7 protein-coding genes are annotated in these 10,919 nt (G+C 70.4%); 6 read left to right on the top strand and 1 reads right to left on the bottom strand.

The annotated features are described in order from the left end of the window. Positions 1 to 16: 16 nt before the first annotated feature. Positions 17 to 1,327, bottom strand: a complete 1,311-nt coding sequence (locus tag ACFQRD_RS06485; RefSeq protein WP_377020247.1) for an ABC transporter substrate-binding protein — start codon at positions 1,325 to 1,327, stop codon at positions 17 to 19. Positions 1,328 to 1,934: 607 nt separating this feature from the next. Between ACFQRD_RS06485 and ACFQRD_RS06490 the strand changes: the two genes are divergently transcribed. The 6 genes from ACFQRD_RS06490 (at position 1,935) to ACFQRD_RS06515 (ending at position 10,787) form a co-directional block, all read left to right on the top strand. Beyond that, a complete protein-coding gene (locus ACFQRD_RS06490) occupies positions 1,935 to 3,236 on the top strand; it encodes an ABC transporter substrate-binding protein (protein WP_377020248.1) in 1,302 nt (433 codons plus the stop codon). A gap of 109 nt (positions 3,237 to 3,345) precedes the next feature. Next, complete coding sequence (locus ACFQRD_RS06495) at positions 3,346 to 4,287, top strand: carbohydrate ABC transporter permease (RefSeq protein ID WP_377793619.1); 942 nt, start codon at positions 3,346 to 3,348, stop codon at positions 4,285 to 4,287. After that, on the top strand, positions 4,280 to 5,194 hold the full coding sequence (locus ACFQRD_RS06500) for a carbohydrate ABC transporter permease (protein WP_377803598.1): 915 nt from the start codon (positions 4,280 to 4,282) through the stop codon (positions 5,192 to 5,194). Before ACFQRD_RS06495 ends, ACFQRD_RS06500 begins: the two co-directional genes overlap by 8 nt. Positions 5,195 to 5,317: 123 nt before the next feature. Further along, positions 5,318 to 6,682: a Gfo/Idh/MocA family protein gene (locus ACFQRD_RS06505; protein ID WP_377803599.1), complete on the top strand. Its 1,365-nt coding sequence runs from the start codon at positions 5,318 to 5,320 to the stop codon at positions 6,680 to 6,682. 11 nt (positions 6,683 to 6,693) lie between these two features. Then, the gene (locus ACFQRD_RS06510) at positions 6,694 to 7,989 is read left to right on the top strand and encodes a Gfo/Idh/MocA family protein (RefSeq protein WP_377803600.1); all 1,296 of its coding nucleotides are present in this window, start codon (positions 6,694 to 6,696) and stop codon (positions 7,987 to 7,989) included. A gap of 56 nt (positions 7,990 to 8,045) precedes the next feature. Next, positions 8,046 to 10,787, top strand: a complete 2,742-nt coding sequence (locus tag ACFQRD_RS06515) for a glycosyl hydrolase (RefSeq protein ID WP_377018436.1) — start codon at positions 8,046 to 8,048, stop codon at positions 10,785 to 10,787. Positions 10,788 to 10,919: the final 132 nt, after the last annotated feature.

Consider the following 10,919-nt stretch of genomic DNA (forward strand, 5'->3'; position numbering starts at 1 on the left):
CGGAGAACGGGCTGCCTCAGGTCTCGGGCTGCATGCTCTCGAGCTGGGTGAGGATCTCGTCGGCGACGTCCTCCGGCGGGCGGCTGCCGAACAGCGACTCCTCGCTGAGCCGGCTGAACTCGTCGCCGAAGCCGACTCCCGAGGCGGGTGTGACCAGTGGTGGCCGTACTACCTCGGCCTGCATGTCGCGGGCGAAGTCGAGCGAGACCATCTCGTTCTCGTCGAGGGCGGGCTCGATCTCCTCCTGCAGGTCGGGGAAGGCCGTCACCCCGCGTTCGATCTTGAGGATCTTGGCCGCCTCGGGATCGCGCAGCAGGAAGTCCACGAGCGTCGCCGAGCCGTCCGGGTTGGCGGTGTCGGCGGAGATCGACCAGTACATCGAGGCCTTGTTGACCATCTGGTGGTCACCGCTGCTGCGGGCGGGCAGCCGCAGCAGCTGCAGCGGGGAGCCCGAGGAGGCCTGGAACGTCTGGACCTGGGTATGGAACTGGAGGTGGAAGGCCGAGCGGTTGTTGCCGAACCGGCCCTGCTCCACGCCGGCGTTGAAGTCCTCCAGCTGCTCGCCGGGGGCGAGGACGGCGCCGCTCTCGACCAGGCCCAGCGCGTACTCGAGGTAGGCGACGATCGTGTCCTTGCTGATCAGTGTCTCGTCCTCGCGCGGGAACAGCTGCTCACCGCTCTGGCGGGCCCAGGCGGCGAGCTCCGCGGCGGAGGTCCCGAAGAAGTCGAAGCCGACGACGTCCTCGCCGGCGCCCTGCGCCCAGTCGGTGACCGACGTGGCGATCTGCGCGAACTCGTCCCAGGTCCAGGCGGTGTCGTCCGGCATCTCGACCCCGGCCTGCTCGAGGATCGTGGGGTTCACCCCGACGGCGAAGATCCCGATGCCCAGCGGTGCACCGACGAGGGTGCCGTCGGCCAGGCGCCCGGTCTCGAGCATGTCCTCGTCCATGGCGCTGAGATCCAGCACGTCCGAGACGCTCTCGAGGTCGAGGAGGGACCCGCGGGTGCCGTAGGAGTCGATGTAGGCCTCGTCCATCTGCATGACATCGGGCGAGTCGCCGCCGGCGGTCTGCGTGGCGAGCTTGTCCCAATAGCCGGTCCATTCGCTGTACTCGGGGGAGACGCTGATGTCCGGGTGGGACTCGGAGAAGAGGTCGAGGGCCTCCCGGGTCATGCCGTCCCGGAGCTCACCGCCCCACCAGTAGATCCGCACGGAGTTCTCGTCGCCCTCGTCGGCGGCGTTCGGGCCGCAGGCGGCGAGCGTGGACAGAGCAGGAAAGGTGCCGGCTGCGGCGAGCAGTCCGAGCGTGCTTCGGCGGGAGATCATCATTGATCCTTCGACAAGGGGCGGGCCCGTCAGCACGCGGCTGACGGAGCTGAGGAGCGGGCGATCCCGGCCCCCCTGCGGGGTGGGGGCAGGGCATAATGGGCGGGAGACGGACTGAGTCGTTTCAGGGTTAGTTGTGGGCTCAGACTAATCATGTGGTGCGGGACACACAAGAGCCCGCCGAGTCGCGCAAGGCAACGGTTGGGCAACGGTGGGAAATCCTGCGTCGGGGCCCCTCGGGAGTCGGGTTGACAAGCCGACGGTCAAGCGCTTTCCTTAGGTGGTCGTTCTCCGTGACGGCCACCACACGATCCGGTGCAGGCACCGGCCACGGAGCCGGCACCGTTCACGCCACGTCTCATCATGAAAGAGCTCCATCACCGGGATCCCGGCGCCGCGAGCCACGCAGCGCCCAGCACCCGGGAACCAGGACCCACGACACAGGAGTCAGGACCCAGCACCGGGAGCCAGGACCCGGGACCCGGAGGCCGTTCCGGTCGACGGCGACCACGGCGGTCGTCCCGACCCGCCGCCTCTCGCTCGGGGCGGCTCCAGAATTCCGTACCCAGCCGCCCCGGCGGCGCTCTCGACGATCAAAGGAGATCTCATGTACACCCGACGCTCAGCCCTCGCGCTCGGCCTCGCCGCTCCCGGTCTGGCCGGGCTCGCCGCCTGCGGCCCCAACGCCTCCGGCGGACCCGGCTCCGGCGGCTCCGACGGGGACGCCAGCCTCCGCCTGGCCTGGTGGGGCAACCCCACTCGTGACGAGAACACCGCCAACGTGATCGAGGCCTACAAGGAGGTCGACGATTCCGTGACGATCACGCCGGAGCCGGGGGAGTGGGGCGGCTACTGGGACAAGCTGGCCACCCAGGCCGCCGGCGGAGACTTCCCCGACATCGTCCAGATGGACGAGAAGTACCTCAGCGAATACGGCGGCCGTGACCAGCTGCTGGACCTCGCCGAGGCGGGCCTGGCCACCGACGAGTTCGCCGAGGGCTCGGTGGAGGTCGGCGAGGTCGAGGGCAAGGGCCTGGTCGCGATCAACGCCGGACTGAACTCCTTCACCTTCCTCATCAGTCCCGCCATGTTCGAGGAGGCCGGGGTCGAGATCCCCGACGACACCACCTGGACCTGGGACGACCTCATCGACACGGCCGTTCAGATCTCCGAGGCCACGCCGGATGGCACCTGGGGCGTCTCCCAACTGGGCCCCGTCCAGGGCATGTTCCAGGTCTGGGCGCGTCAGCAGGGCCAGGACCAGTACAAGGACGGGGGCCCGGGCTTCGACGCCTCGGTGGCGACCTCCTTGCTCGAGTACGCGCTGCGGATCCAGGACTCGGGGGCCGGGCCCGACGCGAGCACGTCGGTCGAGGACGCCAACCAGACTCTGGACCAGACCCTGTTCTCGACCGGGCGCGCCGCCATGACCGTGGCCTGGTCCAACCAGGTCGTCGCGCACGACGCCGTCATCCCCGGGGGCGTCCAGGTGCTGCGGCCGCCGTCGATGACGGGCTCCGCCGCCGATGCGCAGCTGTGGTACAAGGCCTCGATGTACTGGGCGGTCTCCCAGGCGTCCCAGAACCCCGAGGCAGCCGTCGCCTTCGTGGACTTCCTCGTGAACTCACCCGAAGCGGGCAAGATCCTCTCCGTCGAGCGCGGGGTCCCCGGCAACCTCACGGTGCGCGAGGCCATCGTCCCCGACCTCGACGAGGCGAACCTCAAGGCCGTGGACTTCCTCGAGTCCATCGAGAGCGAGCTCGGACCGTCCCCCGAGCTCACCCCGCAGGGCGGCGGCGAGTTCGAGGCGATCCTCAAGCGGGTCGGGGAGGACGTTCTGTTCGGCACGATCACCGCCGAGGAGGGCGGGCAGCGACTGCTCGACGAGCTCGACGCGGCCATCGGCTGATCCGGCTCATCGTGATCCGACCTGAGCCCAGCCGCACGTCGCCGGCCCCGGTGGGGAGAACTCCTCACCGGGCCGGCGGCATCGCAGAATCCGAGAAGGGAAGTAGTTCATGAGCGCTGTGGGAGAGCTGACGCAGCTGGCGTCGCGGCGCCGCCAGAAGGGTGGTGTCAAGGAGAAGCACCCCGACAACAAGCCGGCGATGCTGTTCATGCTGCCGTGGTTGCTGGGGTTCCTCGGGATCACGCTGATCCCGATGATCGCCTCGTTCGCCCTGGCATTCACCGATTACAGCCTGCTGGCTCCGCCGGAGTTCGTGGGACTGGCGAACATCAAGGAGATGATCGGTGATTCGCGGTTGCACAACTCGCTGGTGGTCACGTTCATCTACGTGTTCGTCGGTACGCCTTTGCAGCTGCTGGCGGCGCTGCTGCTGGCGGTGGTGCTGAACCAGGGCATGAAGGCACTGGCGTTCTACCGCTCGGTGTTCTATCTGCCGTCCCTGCTGGGCGGCTCGGTCGCGATCGCGATCCTGTGGCGCCAGATGTTCGGCGCCAGCGGTCTGGTCAATCAGATCGGCGAGATGCTGGGATTCGAGAACCTGCCCGGCTGGGTGTCCAATCCCGATACGGCGCTGGGCACGATCATCCTGCTGCACGTGTGGACGTTCGGGTCTCCGATGATCATCTTCCTCGCCGGGCTGCGGCAGATCCCGCAGATGTACTACGAGGCGGCCTCGGTCGACGGCGCCTCGAAGGTGGCGCAGTTCTTCCGGATCACGATCCCGCTGCTGACCCCGATCATCTTCTTCAACGTGGTGCTGCAGGTGATCAACGCCTTCCAGTCGTTCACCCAGGCGTTCGTCGTCTCGGGCGGCACCGGCGGGCCCTCGGATTCGACGATGTTCTACACGCTGTACCTGTATCAGAAGGGCTTCGCCCAGTTCGACATGGGCTATGCGTCGGCGATGGCGTGGCTGCTGCTGATCATCGTCGCGATCTTCACCGCGATCAACTTCTTCGTCTCCAAGTTCTGGGTGTTCTACGATGACTGATCTGCAGAGCCGGCCGAGCCCGGCAGCCGCCTCCCGCGATGACACGGCGTCCGCGCCGATCGTCCCGAAGCCCCGTCCCCGGCGCCTGGTCCGCCGCACCCTCAAGCACCTGGTGATGATCGCGGCCAGCATCGCGATGATCTACCCGCTGCTGTGGATGATCGTCTCCTCCCTGCGGCCCAACGACGAGATCTTCCGCAACCCGGGCCTGCTCCCGATCAGCTTCAACACGGAGAACTATGTCGAGGGGTGGAACGCGCTCGCGCAGCCGTTCTCCCACTACCTGATGAACTCGACGCTGCTGGTGCTGGGCTGCGTGATCGGCAATCTGATCGCGTGCTCGCTGACGGCCTATGCGTTCGCGCGGCTGCGATTCTGGGGCCGCAACATCGCGTTCGCGATCATGCTGATGACGCTGATGCTGCCGATCCACGTGGTGATCGTGCCGCAGTACATCATGTTCTCCCAGACCGGATGGGTGAACACCCTGCTGCCGCTGATCCTGCCGAAGTTCCTGGCCACCGACGCGTTCTTCGTGTTCCTCATGGTCCAGTTCATCCGCGGCATCCCGCGCGAGCTCGACGAGGCCGCGCGCATCGACGGCTGCGGCCACTTCCGGATCTTCATCCAGGTGATCCTGCCCCTGATGCTGCCGGCACTGGCGACCACGACCATCTTCACGTTCATGTGGATGTGGAACGACTTCTTCGGGTCCCTGATCTACCTCACCACCCCGGAGAACTTCACCGTGCCGCTGGCCCTGCAGTCCTTCCTCGATACGCAGGGCACCTCGAACTGGGGCGCCATGTTCGCGATGTCCATCCTGTCCCTCGTCCCGCTGTTCCTGGTGTTCCTGTTCGGCCAGAGATTCCTGGTCAAGGGATTCGCCACCACCGGCATCAAGTAACGCGACCGCGGCGGCCGGCGGGGCCACGGTCCCGCCGGCCCTCGCGGCACGTGTCCACCCGCTCGCTGCTCCCCCTCCCGCTTCCCGCACCTGACCCCACGTACGATCCGACCCAGGAGAGACATGCCCACCCGCTATGCACTGATCGGCACCGGCCACCGCGCCCAGATGTATCTCGACGCGATCGCCGGAGACCACGCCGCCGACGCCGAGCTGGTGGCGCTGCTCGACTCCAATCCGGGCCGCCGCCAGTTCCACCGCGACCGGTACGAGGTATTCGCCGACGTCACCCTCGCGGGACCGGACGAGCTCGAGCAGGTCATCGGCAACGGGGTCGACCGAGTCATCGTCACCACCCCGGACCGCTACCACGCCGACTACGTAGTGCGTGCGCTGGAGGCCGGGGCCGACGTCATCGTCGAGAAGCCCCTGACGATCGATGCGCCCAGCGCCCGCCGCATCGAGGACGCCATCTCCCGCACCGGCCACAAGGTGCTGGTGACCTTCAACTACCGCTACAGCCCCCGCAACACCGCACTGAAGGAGATCATCGCCTCCGGGGAGATCGGTGACGTGGTCTCGGTGAACTTCGAGTGGGTGCTGGACACCTCCCACGGCGCCGATTACTTCCGCCGCTGGCACCGCGACAAGGTCAACAGCGGCGGGCTGTTCGTGCACAAGGCCTCCCACCATTTCGACCTGGTCAACTGGTGGACCGCGGCGGTGCCCCAGCGGGTCTACGCCCGCGGCGGGCTGCGCTTCTACGGGCAGGACAACGCCGCCCGCCAGGGCCGCGACCCGCTGCCGGAGCGCGGCACCCACGACGGCGACCACGACCCCTTCGAACTGGACCTGCGCGAGGACGAGCGACTCAGGAGCCTCTACCTCGAGACGGAGCAGCACGACGGGTACCACCGTGACCAGTCCGTGTTCGGCCCCGGCATCACCACCGAGGACAACTTCACCGCCATCGTCGACTACAGCGGAGACGTCGTGCTGACCTACGCGCTGAACGCGCACTGCCCGTGGGAGGGCTACCGGGTCGCTGTCAACGGCACCGCCGGCCGCGCCGAGCTCGAGGTGGTCGAGCGCGCGGAGGTCGTCGCCAAGGGAGACGAGACCGTGGTCGATCCCAGCGCGAGCGCGGTCACGGCGGCCGACGACGGGGCGCGGACCCGCGGAGACCGGCTCGTGGTCCAGAAGCACTTCGAACCCGCCCGCGAGATCGAGATCCCCACCGGCGAGGGCAGCCACGGCGGCGGCGACGCCCTCATGCTGCGCGACATCTTCCAGGGCGTCTCCGACGACCCGCTGGGACGGGCCTCCGATCACCGGGACGGCCTGCGCGCCATCGCCGTCGGTGTCTGCGGCAACGCCTCGCTGGAGACGGGGCAGGCCGTCGACGTCGCCGAGCACATGGGCGTGGACCTCACCCGTCCCGCGCCATCCGGGCCCCTCGCCGCCGCGGCAGCCGGGGCGGCCCGATGACGGGGCCGGAGATGGCGGGCGCTTCCGGCCCGGGGACGACGGCCATCGCCGGCGCGGCGCTGGCCACCGCCCCTGGCGCGGCCACGTCCCCCGGGCCGGCCTCGGCCTCCAGCAGTCGGCCGGCAGGTCCCGTCCGCGTCGCCCTGATCGGCACCCACGGCTTCGGCCGGATCCACCTGAAGAACCTCGCCCGCCTCGGATCCGCCGGGATCTCCCGACTGGTCGGAGTCGTCGACGTGGCCGAGCCGCCGGAGGAGGTGGCCGGGATCCACCATCGCTCGCTGCCCGACCTGCTGGCGGCTGTGCCCGCCGCGGACCGTCCCGAGATCGTCGCGATTGCCACCCCGATCGGCACGCATCTGCCGCTGGCGAGGCAGGCTCTGGACGCCGGCATCGACGTCTACCTCGAGAAGCCGCCCGTGCCCGCCCTCGAGGACCACTGGGAGCTGCTGGCCGCGGCCGAGGCCGCCGGGCGCTCCGTCCAGGTGGGGTTCCAGGCCCGCGGCGGCGCGGGCGTGGACGTGCTGCGCGACGAGGTCGCCACCGGTGCGCTCGGCCCGGTCGACACGGTGCGGGTCCATGGGGCGTGGCGCCGGGACCGCGCCTACTACCGTCGCTCTGCCTGGGCCGGGAAACGGCAGCTGGACGGGCGGAGGGTGGCGGACGGGGTCGCCACCAACCCCCTCGCCCACGCCGTCCACGCCGGCCTCGTCATCGCCGGCATCGACGAGGCCCGCGACATCGCCTCGGTGACCACCGAGCTGCGCCGCGCCCACGACATCGAGGCCGACGACACGACCTTCCTGCGGATCGACCCGGCCGGGGACGGCCCCGCCGTCGTCTGTGCCCTGACCACCACCGCACCGGAGCAGAGAACCGCCTGGGTCGAAGCCGTCGGCCCCCGGGGGAGCCATCGGCTCTACTACACCGACGACGTCTCTGTGCGCACCGGGCCCGACGGCGGCACACAGCAGCTCCGGCACGAGCGCACGGATCTCATGGAGAACCTCGCCGCTCACGTTCGGGACCGCAGCGTCCCCCTGATCTCCCCGCTCGAGACCACCGGCGCCTTCAGCACCGTGCTCGAAGCGATCCAGAGCGCGCCCGACCCGCTGCCCATCGACGGCGACGCCGTGGACATCCAGGGCGAGGGCGAGGCCGCTGTCCCGGTCGTGCGCGACATCGAGCAGACTCTGCTCGCCGCCCTCGACGCCGGGCAGGCCTTCAGCGAGCTCGGCGTCCCCTGGGCCCGGCCCGACGCGGTCCGCACCTGGACGCCTCCCGCCCCCGGGATCCGTCGAGGCTGACCCCGGTCGCGGCGCGGCCCGCAGGGACGCGCCCGGCACCCCGGACGAGGAGCGATATGACCGGCACGACCATCACCCCGGCGACGAACGACCGAGCCACGATCGATCAGGCCACGATCGATCAGGCCACGAGCGGAGCGACCACGAGCACCCGGACGGGGAGCGGCCCCGCGACGGTCACCCGGTCGCTGAGCGGCCCGGCGACGGTCACCCAGGCCCGTGAGAGCTTCGAGCGGCCCGACCCCGCCGCGCGACCCATGATGCGCTGGTGGTGGTTCGGGCCCGACGTCGAGGACGCCGAGCTCGACCGCGAGCTCCGCGCCATGGCCGAGGCCGGTCTCGGCGGCGCCGAGGTCGCCTTCGTCTACCCCCTGCGCGCTGGCTCCGACGAGTTCCTCTCCACCACCATGCTCACCCATCTGCGCCATGCCGCCGAGACCGCCCGCGAGCTCGGGCTGCGGCTGGACGTGACCCTCTCCAGCGGCTGGTCCTACGGCGGCGGGCACATCGGCCCCGAGCACGCCTCCCGCCGCCTGCACTGGGAGCGACGCGAGATCTCCGTCGCCCCGCTCGAGGTGCCCGTGACCACCCCCTGGCCCGGCGACCAGCTCGTCGCCGCCTTCGTCGGCCACGGCATCCCGGCCACGGACTGGCAGCCGCTGACCCTGGACGGCGAGTCCCTCCGCATCCCGGCCGGCAACGGCCCGCGCACCGTGCTGCTGGCCTGGTCGCGGGTGACCGGTCAGCACGTCAAGCGCTCCTCCGCCGGCGCCAAGGGCCCGGTCCTCGATCACCTCTCGGCCGAGGCGACCCGGCACCATCTGGACGTGGTCGGCGAGGCGCTGCTCGAGGCCGTCCCCGGCGAGCTGCTCGGGTCCGTGTTCTGCGACAGCCTCGAGGTGTACGGCGCGAACTGGACCCCGCGTTTCCCCGAGGAGTTCGCCAGGCGCCGCGGCTACGACCCGCTGCCCGTGCTGCACCGCCTGGTCGTCGATGAGCCGGGCTCGGCCGAGCTGCGCATCGACGTCGGCCGCACCCTGACCGAGCTGGTCGAGGAGAACTTCGTGGCCACCTGCCGGGACTGGGCGCGCGAGCACGACGTCCCGCTGCGGATCCAGGCCTACGGCGAGCCTCCGGTCACGGTCAGCTCGAACCGTTTCACCGACCACATCGAGGGCGAGGGCTGGGGCTGGGACGGGCTGCCGCAGTCGAAGTGGGCGACCTCCGCCGGGCACCTGTACGGCCGGGAGGTGATCTCCAGCGAGACCTGGACCTGGGTGCACTCCCCGTCGTTCCGGGCCACCCCGCTGGATCTCAAGGGCGAGGCGCACGAGCACCTGCTGCTGGGCATCACCCACTTCGTCGGGCACGGCTGGCCGTACTCGCCGCCAGAGATCCCCGGGGTGGGCTGGTACTTCTACGCCGCCGGCGCGCTGGATGACCGCAATCCGTGGTGGCCGGCCATGCCCGAGCTGACCGCATACCTGACCCGGCTGTGCAGCGTGCTGCGCCAGGGGGAACCGGTCGCCGACGTGAAGCTCTACCTGCCCTCCGCCGATGTCTACTCCGGCCACGGCGAGGGCTTCGATCTGTGGAAGGCCTGCCGCGACCACATCGGCCCGGAGATCCCGGCGACGATCCGACGCGCCGGCTACGACCTCGATCTGATCGACGACGACGCCCTGGACGTGCTGGCTACCGACGCGGCGCCCGTGGTGGTGCTGCCGCGTGTGACGACCCTGCCGGTGCGCACCCGGGCCTGGCTCGACACCGTCCGCGAGGCCGGCGGCATGGTCATCGCGGTCGAGTCCCCGGCCTACCCCGAGGCCATGGCGACCAGCGCCGAGAGCTTCCCCGACGCCTTGCGCGCCGCCCTGGCTCCCGACGTCGCGCTGGAGGGGGACGGCGGGGAGGTCGGCGTCGTCCACCGGCGGCTGGCCGACGGCGACCTGTACTTCGTGGCCAACACCGGGCCCGAAGTGCGCACCGTGTACCTCACGCCGCGCACCCGGCGGACCTGCTACGAGGTGTGGGACCCGCGCGGCGCACCGGTGACGGCGGCCGAGCGCAGCGGTGAGGCCGTGGTGGTGACTCTGCATCCGTACGAGGCCACCGTTCTCGTCGCCACCGGAGAGCTCCGCGGACCTGGCGACGCGCCCGGGGAAGGCCCCGCGGGCACCGCGGATACCGCGGGCAGCACGGAGTCCCTGCGGCTCGAGGGGCCGTGGCACTTCGCCCTCGGTGCTCCCACCGTCAGCGGCGGCCCGGAGTCACTCTCCGAGGCGGGGACGCTCAGAGAGGTGTCCCTACCGCACCGCTGGGACGAGGAGAATCCGCGGTTCGCGGGCTCCGGTACCTATCGGGCCACGCTCGAAATCGACCCCTCATGGCTCGAGCCGGACAGCCGCCTGGTGCTCGACCTCGGCCCGAGTCGGGTCATCGAGAACACCAGCCGCGAGGTGAAGAGCTACCGCGCGCTCGTCGCGCCGCCGGTGCGGGAGGTCGCCGTGGTCTCCGTCAACGGTGTCGAGGCCGGGGTGCTCTGGGACGCCCCGCACCGGATCGACGTCACCGAGCTTCTGCGCGCCGGCGCGAACACCCTGGAGCTGGCCGTGTACAACACCGCCGCCGGAGCCGTCGCCGCGGACGAGCACGCCGCGCTGATCGTCGACGAGAGCCACCGGGCCTACGGTGCCCGCTTCCAGCAGCAGGACCTCGACCTGGCGATGGACCAGGTCTCCTCGGGACTGCAGGCCGTCCCGGTACTGCTGCGGGTGCGCCGGACCCCGTCGGGCTGAGCCCGGGGCGCCTGCTCGCCGGGGCAGCCCAGGCCGGGATCGCTGGACGACCCGGCCGGGCACACGATCCCGTCGACTACTGGCGGCTCAGCGGGTGCCGTTGCCATATAGCGATCGGCACCCGCTATGTCG

Origin of the sequence: Brachybacterium sp. GCM10030268, assembly GCF_042666305.1 — a bacterium.
GTDB lineage: Bacteria > Actinomycetota > Actinomycetes > Actinomycetales > Dermabacteraceae > Brachybacterium.